Origin of the sequence: Pseudomonas sp. MWU13-2862 (assembly GCF_023242495.1) — a bacterium.
In the GTDB taxonomy this organism is placed as follows: domain Bacteria; phylum Pseudomonadota; class Gammaproteobacteria; order Pseudomonadales; family Pseudomonadaceae; genus Aquipseudomonas; species Aquipseudomonas gingeri_D.
In genome coordinates, this window is record NZ_JALMEZ010000014.1 from 15,510 (window position 1) to 33,942 (window position 18,433).

At 64.0% G+C, this 18,433-nt stretch carries 14 protein-coding genes; 7 read left to right on the forward strand and 7 right to left on the reverse strand.

Annotation, left to right across the window (positions count from 1 at the left end; translation table 11 throughout):
- The first annotated feature begins 3 nt into the window (after window positions 1-3).
- From M5C56_RS23580 to pdxJ, 5 genes are all read left to right on the forward strand, one after another.
- Window positions 4-381, forward strand: a complete 378-nt coding sequence (locus M5C56_RS23580) for a DUF4845 domain-containing protein (protein ID WP_103497046.1) — start codon at window positions 4-6, stop codon at window positions 379-381.
- Window positions 378-1,067: a ribonuclease III gene (gene rnc, locus M5C56_RS23585; protein WP_103497033.1), complete on the forward strand. Its 690-nt coding sequence runs from the start codon at window positions 378-380 to the stop codon at window positions 1,065-1,067. The genes M5C56_RS23580 and rnc overlap by 4 nt, the downstream gene beginning before the upstream one ends.
- Window positions 1,060-1,962 (forward strand): GTPase Era, encoded by a 903-nt coding sequence (gene era, locus M5C56_RS23590; protein ID WP_103497032.1) that lies wholly within the window; start codon window positions 1,060-1,062, stop codon window positions 1,960-1,962. The genes rnc and era overlap by 8 nt, the downstream gene beginning before the upstream one ends.
- 84 nt (window positions 1,963-2,046) lie before the next feature.
- Window positions 2,047-2,736 (forward strand): DNA repair protein RecO, encoded by a 690-nt coding sequence (recO, locus tag M5C56_RS23595; protein WP_103497031.1) that lies wholly within the window; start codon window positions 2,047-2,049, stop codon window positions 2,734-2,736.
- Between the two features lie 72 nt (window positions 2,737-2,808).
- Complete coding sequence (pdxJ, locus tag M5C56_RS23600) at window positions 2,809-3,555, forward strand: pyridoxine 5'-phosphate synthase (RefSeq protein WP_103497030.1); 747 nt, start codon at window positions 2,809-2,811, stop codon at window positions 3,553-3,555.
- A gap of 170 nt (window positions 3,556-3,725) precedes the next feature.
- On the opposite strand, the gene mltF is transcribed toward pdxJ, so the two are convergent.
- Entirely contained in the window at window positions 3,726-5,186 is a 1,461-nt protein-coding gene (gene mltF / locus M5C56_RS23605) for a membrane-bound lytic murein transglycosylase MltF (protein WP_103497029.1), read from the reverse strand.
- Between the two features lie 286 nt (window positions 5,187-5,472).
- Between mltF and purL the strand changes: the two genes are divergently transcribed.
- Window positions 5,473-9,369, forward strand: coding sequence for a phosphoribosylformylglycinamidine synthase (gene purL, locus M5C56_RS23610; RefSeq protein WP_103497028.1), 3,897 nt, complete (start codon window positions 5,473-5,475; stop codon window positions 9,367-9,369).
- Between the two features lie 6 nt (window positions 9,370-9,375).
- Window positions 9,376-9,687, forward strand: coding sequence for a YqfO family protein (locus M5C56_RS23615; RefSeq protein ID WP_100944717.1), 312 nt, complete (start codon window positions 9,376-9,378; stop codon window positions 9,685-9,687).
- Between the two features lie 106 nt (window positions 9,688-9,793).
- Here the strand turns inward: M5C56_RS23615 and M5C56_RS23620 are convergent, their stop codons facing one another.
- From M5C56_RS23620 to M5C56_RS23645, 6 genes are all read right to left on the reverse strand, one after another.
- Window positions 9,794-10,867 carry a hypothetical protein gene (locus M5C56_RS23620; RefSeq protein ID WP_247263344.1) on the reverse strand — a complete coding sequence of 358 codons (1,074 nt, stop codon included), beginning with the start codon at window positions 10,865-10,867 and terminating at the stop codon, window positions 9,794-9,796.
- A gap of 284 nt (window positions 10,868-11,151) precedes the next feature.
- Window positions 11,152-12,867, reverse strand: coding sequence for an N-acetylglucosamine-specific PTS transporter subunit IIBC (gene nagE, locus M5C56_RS23625; RefSeq protein WP_103497026.1), 1,716 nt, complete (start codon window positions 12,865-12,867; stop codon window positions 11,152-11,154).
- 42 nt (window positions 12,868-12,909) lie between these two features.
- Window positions 12,910-15,426 carry a phosphoenolpyruvate--protein phosphotransferase gene (gene ptsP, locus M5C56_RS23630; RefSeq protein WP_103497025.1) on the reverse strand — a complete coding sequence of 839 codons (2,517 nt, stop codon included), beginning with the start codon at window positions 15,424-15,426 and terminating at the stop codon, window positions 12,910-12,912.
- Window positions 15,427-15,439: 13 nt separating this feature from the next.
- Window positions 15,440-16,462: an SIS domain-containing protein gene (locus tag M5C56_RS23635; RefSeq protein WP_103497024.1), complete on the reverse strand. Its 1,023-nt coding sequence runs from the start codon at window positions 16,460-16,462 to the stop codon at window positions 15,440-15,442.
- Window positions 16,443-17,549, reverse strand: coding sequence for an N-acetylglucosamine-6-phosphate deacetylase (gene nagA, locus M5C56_RS23640; protein WP_103497023.1), 1,107 nt, complete (start codon window positions 17,547-17,549; stop codon window positions 16,443-16,445). The genes M5C56_RS23635 and nagA overlap by 20 nt, the downstream gene beginning before the upstream one ends.
- A 19-nt stretch (window positions 17,550-17,568) precedes the next feature.
- A complete protein-coding gene (locus M5C56_RS23645) occupies window positions 17,569-18,300 on the reverse strand; it encodes a GntR family transcriptional regulator (protein WP_103497022.1) in 732 nt (243 codons plus the stop codon).
- Window positions 18,301-18,433: the final 133 nt, after the last annotated feature.

Genomic DNA, 18,433 nt, shown 5'->3' on the forward strand with positions numbered 1-18,433 from the left:
AAGATGACTTCTGCTCGCTCGCAAAAAGGCCTGTCGTTTTTTGGCTGGTTGCTGACCCTGGCGTTGGTGGCCTTTGCCGCCAGTGTGGCGCTGAAGGTGGTCCCGCATTACCTCGACTATATGTCGATGAAGAGAATCATCATGTCGGTGGAAACCGACAAAGCGGCGGATATCACCACCGTCAACGACTTCTATACCCACGTTACCCGCGGCATGCAGGTCAACAGTATTCAGGATTTGGATTTGAACAAGGTGTTAAGCGTGACGTTGGAGAACAACAAGTTCCTCGCGCACTTGAAATATGAGCAGCGCGATCCGCTGATTCAGAACATCGATCTGGTGGTCAAGTTCGACCACGAATTCAGCGTGGCCAAACCGTGAGCGTGTCTTTAAGTCGTCTCGAGCGCCAGCTCGGCTATACCTTCAAGGATCAGGAGCTGATGCTCCTGGCCCTGACTCACCGCAGTTTTGCCGGGCGCAACAACGAGCGCCTGGAATTCCTCGGTGATGCCATTCTCAATTTCGTGGCCGGCGAGGCGTTGTTCGAGCGTTTCCCCCAGGCTCGCGAAGGCCAGTTGTCGCGTTTGCGCGCGCGCCTGGTGAAAGGTGAAACACTGGCGGTACTGGCTCGTGGTTTCGAGTTGGGCGAGTACCTGCGCCTGGGTTCCGGCGAATTGAAAAGCGGTGGTTTCCGCCGTGAGTCGATTCTCGCCGACGCCCTGGAGGCCCTGATCGGCGCCATTTACCTGGATGCCGGCATGGAAGCGGCACGGGACCGGGTGTTGGCCTGGCTGACCTCGGAGTTCGACAGCCTGACGCTGGTGGACACCAACAAGGACCCCAAGACCCGGCTGCAGGAGTTTCTCCAGTCCCGGGCCTGCGACCTGCCGCGTTACGAAGTGGTGGATATCCAGGGTGAACCGCATTGCCGGACGTTCTTCGTCGAGTGCGAGATCACCCTATTGAATGAAAAAAGCCGAGGACAGGGCGTGAGCCGTCGTATTGCCGAACAGGTAGCGGCGGCATCGGCACTGATTGCCCTGGGCGTGGAGAATGGTAATGACTGATTCAACGGCAACACGCTGCGGCTACGTCGCCATCGTCGGCCGGCCGAACGTGGGCAAGTCCACGCTGCTGAACCATATCCTCGGGCAGAAACTGGCGATCACCTCGCGCAAGCCCCAGACCACTCGTCACAACATGCTCGGGATCAAGACCGAAGGCACCGTGCAGGCGGTCTACGTGGATACCCCCGGTATGCACAAGGGCGGCGAAAAGGCCCTGAACCGCTACATGAACAAGACCGCTTCGGCGGCGTTGAAAGACGTCGACGTGGTGATCTTCGTGGTTGACCGGACCCGCTGGACCGACGAGGACCAGATGGTCCTGGAACGCATCCAGTACGTCGAAGGCCCGGTGATCGTGGCCTTGAACAAGACCGACCGGATCGAAGACAAGGCCGAGCTGATGCCGCACCTGACCTGGTTGCAGGAACAGTTGCCCAAGGCGCAGATCGTGCCGATCTCGGCGCAGCACGGACACAACCTCGAGCACCTGGAAAGCCTGATCGCTACGCACCTGCCGGAAAACGAGCACTTTTTCCCGGAAGACCAGATCACCGACCGCAGCAGCCGATTCCTGGCGGCGGAGCTGGTGCGTGAGAAAATCATGCGGCAGATGGGCGCCGAGCTGCCTTACCAGATCACCGTGGAAATCGAAGAATTCAAGCAGCAGGGCAAGACCCTGCATATCCATGCGCTGATCCTCGTCGAACGTGACGGCCAGAAGAAGATCATCATTGGCGACAAGGGCGAGCGCATCAAGCGCATCGGCACCGAGGCGCGCAAGGATATGGAGCTGCTGTTCGATTCGAAGATCATGCTCAACCTGTGGGTCAAGGTGAAGGGCGGTTGGTCCGATGACGAGCGTGCACTGCGTTCGTTGGGTTACGGCGACCTGTAACCGGGCTGTTCGAGCGCTCCCTGGCGGAACGCGATCCCTGCTCCTACAGGGTTTCGGTAAATTCCTCTTTTGAGTCTCGGCTTCATGTCCGCTAACCCGCCTCCCGGCCAACCGGCCTACGTCCTGCACTCCCGTGCCTATCGCGAAAACAGCGCGTTGGTGGACTTCATCACCCCGCAAGGTCGGCTGCGTGCCGTGCTGCGCAGTGCGCGGGGCAAGGCCGGGACCCTGGCGCGGCCCTTCGTGCCCCTCGAAGTGGAATTTCGCGGTCGCGGCGAACTGAAGAACGTCGGCCGGATGGAAAGCGCCGGTGTCGCCACCTGGCTGGTTGGCGAGGCGCTGTTCAGCGGTCTCTACCTCAACGAGCTGTTGATCCGCCTGCTTCCCGCCGAAGACCCGCACCCCGCGGTCTTCGATCACTACGCCGCGACCTTGCTCGCCCTGGCCGAAGGCCGACCCCTCGAACCGCTGTTGCGCTCCTTTGAATGGCGGCTGCTGGACGACCTCGGCTATGGTTTTTCCCTGGACCAGGATATTCACGGCGAACCGCTGGCCGCGGACGGCTTGTACCGCCTGCAGGTCGATGCCGGCCTGGAGCGGGTCTACCTGTTGCAACCGGGCCTGTTCCAGGGCACCGAATTGCTGGCCATGGCCGAGGCCGATTGGACGGCGGTGGGCGCCTTGTCGGCGGCCAAGCGCCTGATGCGCCAGGCTCTGGCAGTGCACCTGGGCGGCAAGCCGCTGGTCAGTCGCGAGTTGTTTCGCAAGCCCTGAGCGCCTTGGCCATAAACCTGCGGCTGACGTGTATGCTGTGCACCGAATCTTCCACTCTTCAGGAGTCTTTCCGTGAGCACCAGCACTCGTATCCTTCTCGGCGTGAACATCGACCACGTCGCCACCCTGCGCCAGGCCCGGGGCACGCGTTATCCCGATCCGGTCAAGGCTGCGCTGGATGCCGAAGAGGCGGGCGCCGACGGCATCACCGTGCACCTGCGTGAAGACCGCCGGCATATCCAGGAGCGCGATGTGCTGCTGCTCAAGGATGTGTTGCAGACGCGGATGAACTTCGAGATGGGCGTGACCGAAGAGATGATTGCGTTTGCCGAGCGCATTCGGCCGGCACATATTTGCCTCGTGCCGGAAACCCGTCAGGAGCTGACCACCGAAGGTGGCCTGGACGTGGCGGGGCAGGAGGAGCGGATCAGGGCGGCGGTGGAGCGCCTGGGCAAGATCGGCAGCGAAGTATCGCTGTTCATCGATGCCGACGAGCTTCAGATTGCCGCGGCCAAGCGTGTCGGGGCACCGGCCATCGAGTTGCACACAGGACGTTATGCCGATGCCCATACGCCGGCCGAAGTTGCCGAAGAGCTGAAGCGGATTGCCGACGGCGTGGCGTTTGGCGTGGCCCAGGGCCTGATCGTCAATGCCGGGCATGGCCTGCATTACCACAACGTCGAGGCGGTGGCGGCGATTCCGGGGATCAATGAGCTGAACATCGGCCATGCGCTGGTGGCGCACGCGCTGTTCGTCGGATTCAAGGCCGCGGTGGTGGAGATGAAAGAGCTGATTCTGGCGGCTGCGCCCAAGGCTTGAGGGCTGGGCACTTCATATCGCGGCGCAACCTGGAGTTTTGTTGCGCCTGTTCCGGCCTCTTCGCGGGCAAGCTCCGCTCCCACAGGGGGGACGCGGTCAAACTGTGGGAGCGGAGCTTGCCCGCGAAGAGGCCCGTGAGCGCGCTACAAATAGCACAGGCTGGCAGCTGGCTAGAGCTGTGACGGCTGCTCGGTCGGCTTGGTCTTGTCCACGCCCGGCACATGCAGGTTGCTGTCCACCACCTGGCTGCCTTCCAGCTGCGGCTGGGTTACCCAGGTCAGGATGTCGTAGTAACGGCGGATGTTGGCGACGAAATGCACCGGCTCGCCGCCCCGCGCATAACCGTAGCGGGTCTTGCTGTACCACTGCTTCTGCGCCAGGCGCGGCAGCATCTTCTTCACGTCCAGCCACTTGTTCGGGTTCAGGCCTTCCTTCTCGGCGAGCTTGCGCGCATCGTCCAGATGACCGCTGCCGACGTTATACGCCGCCAGGGCAAACCAGGTGCGGTCCGGCTCTTCGATCTGCTCGTCCAACTGATCCTTCATATACACCAGGTACTTGGCCCCGCCGCTGATGCTCTGTCGCGCATCCAGACGATTGGACACGCCCATGGCCTGGGCCGTGCTCTGGGTCAGCATCATCAGGCCGCGCACGCCGGTCTTGGAGGTGACACCCGGCTGCCACAGCGATTCCTGATAACCGATGGCCGCCAACAACCGCCAGTCGACTTTTTCTTCCTTGGCCGACGCGCGGAAATGTTTCTCGTACTTGGGCAGCCGCTGCTGCAGGTGCTGGGCAAAGGTATAGGCGCCGACGTAACCCAGTACATCGACATGCCCGTAATAGCGATCTTTCAGGTGTTGCAGGGTGCCGTTCTGCTGCACTTTGTCGAGGTAGGCGTTGATCTCGTTGAGCAGGCTGTTGTCTTCGCCAGGGGCCACCGCCCAGCGCTGGCTGCGGGCATCGCCGAGGTCAAACGCGACCCGCACGTTGGGGAAGTAAACCTGGTTCATCGCCACTTCGTTGGAATCCACCAGGGTCAGGTCGATCTGACCTTCGTCGACCATGCGCAGCAGGTCGACCACTTCAACCGCGTCGGACTCTTCGTATTCAATCGCAGGATTCTGCTTTTTCAGCTCGGCGAGTTGTTCGGCATGGCTGCTGCCCTTGAGCACCGTGATGCGTTTGCCCACCAGGTCGGCCGGTGTGGTGGGGCGGGACTGGCCATTGCGATAGACGATCTGCGGGGTGACTTCCAGGTACGGGTGGGAAAAGCGCGCCTGCAGCTTGCGCTGGTCGCTGCTCACCAGGCCGGCGGCCGCCAGCACCGGACCGTTGGGTTTGCCCAGCTGATTGAACAGATCGTCGAGGTTGTCCGCGGTTTCGATCTCGAGCTTGACCCCCAGGTCATCGGCAAAGCGCTTGACCAGCTCGTACTCGAAGCCGGTTTCGCCGTTGCGATCCTGGAAATAGGTGGCCGGACTGTTGCGGGTAATCACCCGCAGTACGCCGTCCTCCTTTACGCGCTCGAGTGTGCTGGGTTTATCAACACAGGCGCCGAGCATCAGGAAGAGTCCGGTTGCGATGAGCCACCTGGCACAGCGCGGGCGGAAAGCAGTTGGGGAGAACATCTGCGCAGTATACGCAAAGGACCCCGGCCGCCATATCTCGACAGAATCGCGCCGGTCTGCTAGCGATCCCCGGGAATGGCTGGAGGCTGTAGGAATGGGCTTTTGAGAGCGTATGAACTTTATAAAATAGTGGCGATGAATAATGCTAATGATCTGTAGGAATGGGTTATTAGACCTCGAGGGGCATGTGCTGTGAGGCAAGCGTGCCGTTTCGGGTGCCGTCGCGGGCGGTTTAGGCTAGAATGCACGGCCTCAAAGCACACCCCTTCCCGAGGCTGTCCCGAAGATGTTGATCCTGCGCGGCGCTCCTGCCCTTTCCGCCTTTCGCCACAGCAAACTGCTTGAACAACTGAGCCAAAAAGTTCCAGCTGTCAGTGGTTTGTATGCCGAGTTCGCCCATTTCGCCGAAGTGACTGGCGTGCTGACTGGCGACGAACAGCAAGTGCTGGCCCGCCTGCTGAAATACGGCCCGAGCGTGCCGGTCCAGGAGCCGACCGGTCGTCTGTTTCTGGTGTTGCCGCGTTTCGGCACCATTTCGCCCTGGTCGAGCAAGGCCAGCGACATTGCCCGCAACTGCGGCCTGGGGAACGTCCAGCGCCTGGAGCGCGGTATTGCCTTCTACGTGGCCGGCCAGTTCAGCGAAGCCGAAGCCGAGCTGATCGCCGCGGTCCTGCATGACCGCATGACCCAGATCGTGCTGGGCAAGCTGGAAGAGGCCGCCGGTCTGTTCAGCCATGCCGCGCCCAAGCCGCTGACGGCCATCGATCTGCTGGGCGGCGGTCGCGCCGCGCTGGAAAAAGCCAACGTCGAGCTGGGCCTGGCCCTGGCGGAAGACGAGATCGACTACCTGGTCGATGCGTTCAACGGCCTCAAGCGCAACCCCCACGACATCGAACTGATGATGTTCGCCCAGGCCAACTCCGAGCATTGCCGGCACAAGATCTTCAACGCCAGTTGGGATATCGACGGCCAGAGCCAGGAAAAAAGCCTGTTCGGCATGATCAAGAACACCTACCAGATGCACAGCGAAGGCGTTCTGTCGGCTTACAAGGACAACGCCTCGGTGATCGTCGGTAACGTGGCCGGCCGTTTCTTCCCGGACCCTGAAACCCGCCAGTACGGCGCGGTGCAGGAGCCGGTGCACATCCTGATGAAGGTCGAGACCCACAACCACCCGACCGCGATTGCCCCTTTCCCGGGCGCAGCCACCGGTTCCGGCGGCGAGATCCGCGACGAGGGTGCTACCGGTCGTGGCGCCAAGCCGAAAGCCGGCCTCACCGGTTTCACCGTGTCCAACCTGCAGATCCCGGGCTTCGAACAGCCGTGGGAAGTACCGTACGGCAAGCCTGAGCGCATCGTCACCGCGCTGGACATCATGATCGAAGGTCCACTGGGTGGCGCCGCGTTCAACAACGAATTCGGTCGTCCGGCCCTGACCGGCTACTTCCGTACCTTCGAGCAATCCATCACCACCCCGCGTGGCGACGAAGTGCGCGGTTACCACAAGCCGATCATGCTGGCCGGCGGTATGGGCAACATCCGCGCCGAGCACGTACAGAAAGGCGAAATCGTCGTCGGCTCCAAGCTGATCGTCCTCGGCGGCCCGGCGATGCTGATCGGCCTGGGGGGCGGCGCGGCTTCTTCCATGGCCACCGGCACCAGCTCGGCGGACCTGGATTTCGCTTCGGTACAGCGCGAAAACCCGGAAATGGAGCGCCGTTGCCAGGAGGTCATCGACCGTTGCTGGCAACTGGGCGACAAGAACCCCATCAGCTTTATCCACGACGTGGGTGCCGGCGGTCTGTCCAACGCCTTCCCGGAACTGGTCAACGACGGCGACCGCGGCGGTCGTTTCGAACTGCGCAATATCCCCAATGACGAGCCGGGAATGGCCCCGCACGAAATCTGGTCGAACGAATCCCAGGAACGTTATGTCCTGGCGGTCGGCGCTGCGGATTTCGAACGCTTCAAGGCCATCTGCGAGCGTGAGCGTTGCCCGTTCGCCGTGGTCGGCGAGGCCACTGCCGAGCCGCAACTGACCGTCACCGACAGCCACTTCGGCAACAGCCCGGTGGACATGCCCCTGGAAGTGCTGCTGGGCAAGGCCCCGCGCATGCACCGTTCGGCGGTTCGCGAAACCGAACTGGGCGACGATTTCGATCCGAGCACCCTGGCCCTGGCCGAGTGCGTCGAGCGTGTTATGCATCATCCGGCCGTGGCGAGCAAGAGCTTCCTGATCACCATCGGCGACCGCACCATTACCGGCCTGGTCTCCCGCGACCAGATGGTCGGCCCGTGGCAGGTCCCGGTGGCAGACGTCGCCGTGACCGCCACCAGCTTCGACGTCTACACCGGTGAAGCCATGGCCATGGGCGAGCGTACGCCGCTGGCCCTGCTGAACGCCCCGGCTTCCGGGCGCATGGCGATCGGCGAAACCCTGACCAACATCGCCGCTTCGCGGATCGGCAAGCTGTCCGATATCAAGCTGTCGGCCAACTGGATGTCGGCTGCCGGTCATCCGGGTGAAGACGCCCGTCTGTACGACACCGTCAAGGCGGTCGGCATGGAACTCTGCCCTGAACTGGGCCTGACCATTCCGGTGGGCAAGGACTCCATGTCCATGGCCACCCGCTGGAACGACGAAGGCACCGACAAGAGCGTGACCTCGCCGCTGTCGCTGATCGTGACCGGTTTCGCCCCGGTCACCGATATCCGCCAGACCCTGACCCCGCAACTGCGCATGGACAAGGGCACCACCGACCTGATCCTGGTCGACCTCGGCCGTGGCCAGAACCGCATGGGGGCCTCGATCCTCGCCCAGGTCTACGGCAAGCTCGGCAAGCAGGCTCCAGACGTCGACGACGCCGAAGACCTGAAGGCCTTCTTCGCGGTGATCCAGGGCCTCAACGCCGACGGTCATCTGCTGGCTTACCACGACCGTTCCGACGGCGGCCTGCTGACCTCCGTGCTGGAAATGGCCTTTGCCGGTCACTGCGGCCTGCACCTGAACCTCGACGGCCTGGCGGAAACCTCCGCCGACCTCGCGGCCATCCTGTTCAACGAAGAACTCGGTGCGGTGATCCAGGTTCGCCAGGACTCCACCCCGGACGTGCTGGCGCAGTTCAGCGCCGCCGGCCTGGGCGACTGCGTGTCGGTGATCGGCCAGCCGTTGAACAACGGCGAAGTCAGCATCACCTTCGACGGCGAGACGGTCTTCACCGGCGAGCGTCGCCTGTTGCAGCGCCAGTGGGCGGAAACCAGCTATCGCATCCAGCGCCTGCGGGACAACGCCGAATGCGCCGACCAGGAGTTCGATGTCCTGCTCGACGAGGGCAATCCGGGCCTGAGCTACAAGACCAGCTTCGATGTGAACCAGGACATCGCCGCGCCGTACATCAAGAAGGGCATTCGCCCACAGGTCGCCGTGCTGCGTGAGCAGGGCGTCAACGGCCAGGTGGAAATGGCCGCGGCGTTCGACCGTGCCGGTTTCAACGCCATCGACGTGCACATGAGCGATATCCTCGCCGGCCGCGTTGACCTGAACGAGTTCAAGGGCCTGGTTGCCTGCGGCGGCTTCTCCTACGGTGACGTACTCGGCGCCGGTGAAGGCTGGGCCAAGTCGGCACTGTTCAACGCCCGTGCCCGCGATGCCTTCCAGGGCTTCTTCGAGCGCACCGACAGTTTCACCCTGGGCGTGTGCAACGGTTGCCAGATGATGTCCAACCTGCACGAGCTGATTCCGGGCAGCGAATTCTGGCCGCACTTCGTCCGTAACCGCTCCGAGCAGTTCGAAGCGCGGGTGGCGATGGTCCAGGTCCAGGAGTCGAACTCGATCTTCCTGCAGGGCATGGCCGGTTCGCGTATGCCGATTGCTATCGCCCACGGCGAAGGCCATGCCGAGTTCGAAAGCGAGGAAGCCTTGCTGCAAGCCGACCTGTCGGGTTGCGTGGCTATGCGTTTCGTCGACAACAACGGCAAGGTCACCCAGACCTACCCGGCCAACCCGAACGGCTCGCCGCGCGGGATCACCGGGCTGACCAGCCGCGACGGTCGCGTCACCATCATGATGCCGCACCCTGAGCGGGTATTCCGTGCCGTGCAGAACTCCTGGCGCTCGGAAGACTGGAACGAAGACGCGCCGTGGATGCGTATGTTCCGCAACGCCCGCGTCTGGGTTAACTAAGCCACGATGTACAAGCTCAGCTTTTTCGTGCCGCCGAGCCATGTGGAACAGGTCAAGAGTGCCGTATTCGCCGCCGGAGGCGGGCGGATCGGTGCTTACGACCAGTGTGCATGGCAGGTGCTGGGCCAGGGCCAGTTTCGCCCGTTGGACGGCAGCCAGCCGTTTCTCGGGCAGACTGGTGTGGTCGAGCAGGTGGAGGAGTGGAAGGTTGAGCTGGTGGTGGCGGACGCCCTGATCGAGGCGGTGGTGCTGGCTCTGAAGCAGAGCCATCCCTACGAAACGCCGGCTTATGAAGTCTGGCGATTAGCGGATTTCTGACCGTTTCACCGCTTTCACAAAACCCGCCACCTCGGCGGGTTTTGCTTGTCTGGGCATTGGCCGTTTCCAGCGGATTGCCGCAGCTTCCATGAGTTGGAAAACCCTTCTAGTTTTGCACTGGAGGCATCTTTCTCTCGCCGACGCACTCGGCCGGCAGACTCGCACCTTTCTCGAATCGGCACGCGCCTAGCAGTAACTCACTCTTGATACCGCCGATGAACGCGACGGCGCCTTCACGCCCTCCAGTACTAGGCCCTGAAAGGTCCACCGCCACGCTGTTGGGCTTGACTTCATAGACCCAGCCGCCGTTCTGCGCATCCGCGACCGCCCAGTTCCTGGCCGCGGTATAGTCGCGAAACGCCACAACGATCGAGTTGGTGAAGACCGGCGACTCCGGGTTGCTGCCCAATCGCAAATTCGGTGCCTGCGAGTTCCAGGCCCGCAACCCATGGGCAAGCGCCTCAGCCCCTTGTACGGGGTTGATGACCGAGGAGCCGACCGCCCAGAGGGTTTGATTGCTCGTTACCCAGGCCAGACCTTCTGGAGGTGTCAGCTGGCTCCAGTCGATGGACGTCGCCGCGACCTCCAATCGGCTTTCCTGGCCGGTGGGTTCGCGGTAGGCCTGGTTCGGGACGCAATCAGCCGCGTCGTTCTTCTTGCACGCCTGCTTGATAAAGCGCCCCTTGACCCCGCCCGGGAAGCTGATCTCTTCCTCGCTGACAATAGCTCCCCCGGATTTCTCCTGGTCGATGCCATGGGGGGCCTTGAACTCGAACACCCATTCCTTGGCGAAGCTCTGGGCGATCCGCTGACTGCGTGTGGTACTGCTATAGACCGACTTTCCCGCCCCCGCCCCGTGGCGGAACCAGTCGTACATCCACTCGTTCTCGGGGAAGTTCACGGCTTTGGGCAAGAGCCCGACCTGGAAGGCCTCAAGCCCCTGATCCGTGGTGTCGCCCCGATAGAGCGTGTCCATGTCGGTCCGCCAGTGCAAGGAGGGCAGGGTGTCGCGGATCGGTACGCTGGTATCCGCCGCGACCTGAAGCCAGGCTTGATACCAGGGCTCCTCGTCGCCCTGGGGTGTTCCTGCCGCCCATGCGCCATTGCCCGGCAGCCACGCGCCTGCCAACACTACCGCCGCGACCGCAGTCGTCCGAAGAAAACCGCCATCTTTTTTCATGATTTTGTGCCTCATCCAGAACGGTCAAGCCATGCCGAATCACATACGTCATGACTACACATTCTTCGACGTGACACCTTTCATCACTTTCGCGGGAGAAAGCTGCGCTGAGCGGAGCCTCGATCCGCAGAGTGAATGTTGAGTGTAGATTGTCACGGGTGCGATAGCTGCCTTCGGGCTCCCAGACTTGTAACGCTTCTTGTCCCGGTGCTGGGTAGTCGCTATTCATGGGGAGCCAGGCAGTTTGAGGTAACGCAGCGGTGCCGCTACCTCAAGCGGCGGAGCTAGAGTGGCGCTGCACAGGTTTCCCGGCGGTTCAATAGCGCCCCCAGTGCTTCACTGATTCCGCTGGCCGGATTCCCCACCAGCACATGCCAGGTCCCACCTTCCACCTGACTGACGCCTTGGCAGCCCAGGGTTTTCAGATCCGCCTCCGATAACCGTCGACCATCCTCAAGTTGCACCCGCAGCCGAGTCTGGGCCACGCATTCCAATGCCAGCACATTGTCTTTTCCGCCTAGCGCGTCCAGCCATTGTTGGAGCTGTTCCGTACTGATCGCTGTCGACTCGGCCCGCACCGGCTTACTCACCGCGATATCGATCGAACCGGTTACGGGCAAGGCCAAACGAATCTCATCGGCAATGCTGTCCGCCAACGGCCCGACCACCACTTGCAGGCTGCCGCCATGGCCCGGCCGGACCACCGCCATCGCCCCGAGGCTTTTCAGTTCGGCGTCCAGGGCTTTGTCACGGTCCAGCAACTCCACCCGCAGGCGCGTGGTGCAGGCACCGACCGTCAGCAGGTTGGCCGCCCCGCCCAGGGCCTGGATATAAGCGGCGGCCCGCTGGTTTTCGCTGAGTATCCGGGTGGCGGTCGCAGTGGCGATGTTCTCGCGCCCGGGCGTCTTCAAATCGAAACGACGGATGCAGAAATCGAAGACGAAGTAGTACAGCAGGGCATAGGCCAACCCCACCGGGAACACCAGCCAGCCGTTGGTCGACTTGCCCCAGCCCAGGGCCATGTCGATAGCGCCGCCGGAGAAGGTAAAGCCCAGGTGGATGTTCAGCGCGTTGGTCACCGCCATCGACAGACCCGTCAACAAGGCGTGCAACACATAGAGCATCGGCGCAAGGAACATGAAGGCGAATTCGATCGGCTCGGTCACCCCGGTCAGGAACGAGGTCAGGGCCATCGACAGCAGCAGCCCGCCCATCAGCTTGCGCCGTTCCGGCAGGGCATTGCGGTACATCGCCAGGCAGGCGGCCGGCAGGCCGAAGACCATCACCGGAAACATCCCGGTCATGAACTGTCCGGCCTTCGGGTCGCCGGCGAAGTAACGCGCCAGGTCGCCGGTCACCGCCAGCCCGGTCTCGGGCGAGGTGTAGCTGCCGAACACGAACCACATCATATTGTTGAGGATGTGGTGCAGGCCGGTGACGATCAGCAGCCGGTTGAAGACGCCGAAGACAAAGGCGCCGAGGCTGCCGCTCTCGACCATCAGCAGGCCGAGGCTGTTGATGGCGCTCTGGATCGGCGGCCAGATAAAGCCGAACACCACCCCCAGGCCCACCGCCGAGAACCCGGTGACAATCGGCACGAAGCGTCGCCCGCCGAAGAACGCCAGGTACTCCGGCAGCTTGATGTCCTTGAAGCGGTTGTACAGCGCACCGCCCAGCAGGCCGCTGATGATCCCGGCGAGCATGCCCATGTTGATGCTTGCATCGAGCACCTTGAGGGTGGCGATCAGCACCAGGTAACCGATGGCCCCGGCCAGCCCGGCGGTGCCGTTGTTGTCGCGGGCGAAACCCACGGCGATGCCGATGGCGAAGATCAGCGCCAGGTTGGCGAAGATGGTGTTGCCGGCATCGTGGACGATCGCGATGTTCAGCAGGTCGGTATCACCCAGGCGCAACAGCAGGCCGGCTATCGGCAGGATGGCGATGGGGAGCATCAACGCCCGTCCCAGGCGTTGCAGACCTTCGATGAAGAACTGGTACATGACGTGTCTCCTTCTTGTTGTTGTATGCAGGCGCTGGATCAATCAGCCCAGGGGCCAGTGTTGGCGACAGGCTTCACGGACTTTCGCGGCGCTGCCCAGTTGCAGCAGCGACGGCACGATCCGCCGACATTCGGCGGCATCCAGGTCGCGGACCCGCGCCTTGATTTCGCCAATTTGCGGGGTACTCACGGACAGCTCGGTGACCCCCAGGCCGATCAGCACCGGGGTTGCCAGCGGATCGGAGGCCAGCGCGCCGCAGACCCCGACCCAGCGCTGATGCAGGGCGGCCCCGGCGCAGGTCTGGGCCATCAGCCGCAGCAGGGCCGGGTGCAGGGCATCGACCCGGGCGGCGAGGCCGGCGTGGTCGCGGTCCATGGCCAGGGTGTATTGCGACAGGTCGTTGGTGCCGATGGACAGGAAGTCCGCATGCTCGGCCAGTTGTTCGGCCAGCAGGGCGGCGGAAGGCACTTCGATCATCACCCCCAGTTCCGGGCGCAGGTTGAGTCCCATCTCAGTGGCCAGCTCATCCAGGCGCTGGCGCACCTGCAGCAGTTCGTCGACTTCGCTGATCATCGGCAACAGGATCCGGCAGCGTTGCAGCGGGTTGACCTGCAGCAGGGCGCGCAGTTGCTGGTCGAGCAGTTCCGGCTGGGCCTGGCCCAGCCGGATGCCCCGCAGGCCCAGCACCGGATTGGTTTCCATCGGCAGCGGCAGGTAGTCGAGCTGCTTGTCGCCACCGACATCGATGGTGCGGATGATCACCGGTCGGTAGCCCATGGCATCGAGGACGCCCTGGTAGGCACTGCGTTGTTCCTCCTGATCCGGCGCGCTGCGGCGGTCGACGAAGAGGAACTCGGTGCGCAACAGACCGACGCCATCGGCACCGTGTGAATGGGCCTCGCCGGCTTCGACGGCCGAGGCGACATTGGCCGCGACCTCGATGCGCAGGCCATCGCGGGTGTCGGCCGGTAACTGGGCCTGGGAGTGTTGTTGCTGGCGTCGTAGTTGCTGCTGCCCCTGGGCCAGGGCAACGCCTTCGCGGCGGGCGGCATCGGGGGTCAGTTCGAGGCGGCCGTGATCGGCGTCTAGGACCACCCCCTGGCCGGGCGCGATGTCCAGCAGCCCGCTCCCTAGCGCGACCAGGCAAGGCAGGCCCTTGCTGCGGGCGAGGATCGCCACATGGGAAGTCGCACCGCCGGTAGCCATGCACAGCCCGGCGACCTGTTGCTGGCTGAGCAGCAGCAGGTCCGAGGGGGTCAGTTCCTGCGCGGCGACGATGGCGCCGGGCGGCAGGTCGTAGTGCGCGTCTTCACCCAGCAGGGCCCGCAACACCTGTTGCCGGAGGTCGCGCAGGTCGTTGGTGCGCTCGGCCAGCAGTGGATTGCCGAGATTGAGCAGGACCTGGCATTGCGCTTCGATCGACTGGTCCCAGGCGTGGCTGGCCGCCTGGCCGGCTTCGATGGCATGGCTGGCGGCATCCAGTAGCGCGGGGTCTTCGAGCAGGGCGAGATGGGCGTTGAAGATCGCTTCTTCTTCGACGGCCTTGCGCTGGCGGGCCTGTAACAGCGTGCCGTGGATATCCGAGCGGACCTTTTCCAGGGCGGCGTCCAGCGCTTGCAGTTGTTCATCGGCGTTGTGCTGGCCGGCGTCCGGCGCCAGGCTGATGGCGGCCAGGCGTACCAGCGGACCGCTGACCAGGCCGGGCGAGGCGCACACGCCCTGGAGAACGCCGTCTTCGTTCGGTTGCGGCGCCGCCGTCTGCAGCGGTGGTGGTGCCGAATGGTGTGCATCGTTCAAAGGCGTGCGCAGCACCTTCAGCAGGGCCAGCAGTGCCGCTTCGCGGTCCGGGCCCTGGCAACTGATCTGCACTTCCTGCTGTTCGCCGACGCTGAGGCCCATGATGCCGATCAGGCTGTCGAGGGCGGCGGATTTATCGCCCAGATGCAGGCGCGCGCTGCAATTGAAGCCCTGCGCGGTCTGGCGCAGCAAGGCCGCCGGGCGTGCATGCAGGCCGCCGTGATGGGCGACCCGGGCGCTGCCGCGGACTTCGTCGGTGTCCGTCATCGGGGTAGGGGCCTGCTGTTCGGCGTTCTGGCGCGGGACGATCCGCAGCAGGGGCTCACCGACCTTGACCTGGCCCTGGGCCACGGGCTGCAGGTCGTAATGCTCGGCGTTGGTCAGGACCACCAGGCTCACCAGGCTTTTGCACTGGCGCGCCACCCGATCCAGGTCGATCCGCAGCAAGGCCTGGCCGTCCTGCACCCGGGCGCCGGTCTCGACCAGCAGGGCAAAACCTTCGCCTTGCAGTTCGACCGTGTCCAGGCCCAGGTGCAGCAGCAGTTCGGCGCCGTTGTCGGCGCGCAAGGTCAGGGCGTGCCGCGTTCGGGCGATATGAATGATCTCGCCGGCACAAGGCGCATGCAGGCAATCGTTGAGCGGGTCGATGGCCAGTCCCGGACCCATGGTGCCGCTGGCGAATACCGCATCGTCGACCTCGGCAAGCGGGAACACGGGCCCGCTCAGCGGGGCGCTGAGGGTGATGTTGTTCTTGTTATGCATGGCGCTGTACTCGTCAGTGGGTACGGGTGACTTTGCTCAGGTGGCGCGGTTGGTCGGGGTCCATGCCACGGGCCACGGCCAGGTGGGCGGCCATCACGTAGAAGCTCTGGATCGCGAGGATCGGATCGAGGGCCGGGTGTTCGGCGCAACACAGGTCCAGGTCGCGTTCGGCCACGTCCGGCGGCGCGGCCAGCAGCACCCGGGCCCCGCGCTGGCGCATCTCGGCGGCGAGCTTGAGCAGCCCGGCCTGTTCCGCACCGCGTGGGGCGAAGACCAGCAACGGGTAGCCGGCGTCGATCAGGGCCATGGGGCCGTGGCGGACTTCCGCGCTGCTGAAGGCTTCGGCCTGGATCGCCGAGGTTTCCTTGAATTTCAGCGCCGCTTCCTGGGCGATGGCGAAACCGGCGCCACGGCCGATCACCATCAGCCGTTCGCAATCGCGCAGGGTCTCGATGGCCTTGCTCCAGTCGCGGGTTGCTGCCTGGCGCAGGCCTTCCGGCAGGGCCTCCGTGGCGGCGAGCAATTCCGGGTCCTGGTGCCAATGGCCGAGCAGCCGTGCGCTGGCGCTGAGGGTGGCGATAAAACTCTTGGTCGCGGCCACGCTTTGTTCCGGTCCGGCCAGCAGCGGGATCGTATATTCGCAGGCGGCTTCCAGCGGCGAGTCCGCTGCGTTGACCAGGGCCACCGTCAAGGCACCGCGTTCGCGCAGCAGGCACAGGCTGTCCACCAGATCAGGGCTCTGGCCGGACTGGGAAAAGGCCAGTACCGCCTGGCCGCTGACCTGCAACGGCGAGTGTTGCAGGGTCACCACCGACATTGGCAGGGAGGCCACCGGGACCCCGGTCTGCTGCATGGCGATATAGGCAAAGTAGCTGGCGGCGTGGTCGGAACTGCCACGGGCGACGGTCATCACCACCTGTGGCGGTTGCTCGCGCAGCCGGGTGCCGAGGGCCATCAGCCGGGTATCGAGCTGCTGCAACTGGCGGCTGACCGCCTCGTGGGCCGACAGTGCCTCTTCAAGCATTCTGGAAGTCATGGACTTCTCCTTCGACCATGATCGAGGTCAGTGTCAGTGAACGGTCCAGGCGCACGCAGTCGGCCCAGCTGCCGGTTTGCAGGCGTCCGCGCTCGGGCAGGCCAAGGTAGTCGGCGGGGAATTGCGACAGGCGTTGCGAGGCTTCGGCCAGGGGCAGGCCGATCTTCACCAGGTTGCGCAGGGCCTGGTCCATGGTCAGGGTGCTGCCGGCCAGGGTGCCATCGGCCAGGCGTACGCCGCCCAGGCATTTGGTCACGGTGTGGCTGCCCAGCTTGTACTCGCCGTCCGGCATGCCGGCCGCCGCCGTGGAGTCGGTGACGCAATACAGGCAGGGAATCGAGCGCAGGGCCACGCGCATGGCCCCGGGGTGCACATGCAGCAGGTCCGGGATCAGTTCGGCGTAGCGGGCGTGGGCCAGGGCGGCGCCGACGATGCCGGGCTCGCGGTGATGCAGCGGGCTCATGGCGTTATACAGGTGGGTGAAGCTGGTGGCCCCGGCCTCGAGGGCGGCGACACCTTCTTCGTAGCTGCCCAGGGTATGGCCGATCTGCATGCGGATGCCCCGTGAGCTGAGGTCGCGGATCAACGGTGCGTGGCCGGCGATTTCCGGGGCGATGGTTATCACCCGGATCGGTGCCAGGCGCAGGTAGTCCTCGATTTCGGCGCTGACCGCCGTATGGGCGAAGTTCGGCTGCGCCCCCAGCTTGCCGGGGTTGATGAACGGACCTTCCAGATGCACACCGAGGACCCGGGCGGTACCGGGCTGGCGCTGTTCGCAATAGACCCCGAGTTGGCCGAGGATCGCGCTGATTTCCTCGGGCGGCGCGGTCATGGTGGTGGCCAGCAGCGAGGTGGTGCCGAAGCGCAGGTGGGTGCGGGCGATGGTCTCGAAGGCGTCGCCACCCTGCATGATGTCCTTGCCGCCGCCGCCGTGGACGTGCAGGTCGATAAAACCGGGCAGCAGGTACGGCAGGTCGTTTTCACTCGGATCGCAGGGCGTGCCCTCGATCTGCGTGACCTTGCCGTGCTGGTGCAGCAGGCGGCCGCGAATCCAGCCTTGCGGGGTGAGAATGTTGTCTTCGGACATGGCAGGCTCTCTGAACAGGCTAACGCCGCAGTTCGGCGACGAAGTCGTAGTAATCGTTACGGCAGTAGGTGTCGGTCAGCTCGATGGGGGTGTTGTCCTCGAGGTAGCCGACCCGGGTCATCAGCAGCATCGCGGTACCGGGCTCGATGCCCACCAGCGCGGCGAATTCGGTCGAGGCGTTGATCGCGCGAATATGTTGCAGGGCCCGCACCACCGGACGGCCGATGCTGTCGAGGAAGGCGTAGAGCGAATCGCCGACGGCCTCGGGGTCGGGCAGCAGGGCGGCGGGCAGGGTGCTCATCTCGATGGCCATGACGGTATCGTCGGCGGTGCGCAGGCGCTTGAGCCGGGTGACCTGGTCCCGTGGCGACAGGGCCAGGCGGATCAGTTCCTCATGGCTCGGCAGGGCGATCTCGCGTTCCAGCCAGCGCGAGCCGGGGACAAAACCCTTGGCCCGCAGCCGTTCGCTGAAACTCGACAGGCGGGAAAGGGGTTGTTCCAGGCGTGGTGTGATAAAGGTCCCGGAGCCCTGGCTGCGGCGGATCAGCCCTTGTTCCAGGAGGACCTCCAGGGCCTTGCGCGCGGTGCCCCGGGAAATGCTCAACAGCTCGCTCAGGTTGCGCTCCGAGGGCAATGCCTGTTCGGCTTTCCACTGGCCGGCATGGATCGCCGCTTCCAGGTTGCGCGCCAGTTGCAGGTAAAGCGGTGTCGGCTGGGACTCGTCGGGTCGCAGGGCGAGGATGTCGTTCATGTAAGATTTTTCCTGTGCGTTTGTTGGAAATTTTGCACTCGGACAGTGGTGATGAAAGTAATACCACTTGAATACCATGTCAATGCCAGTGGTTTCGTGCGAGTGCAATAAAAACGCCCATCATGGGAGGCAT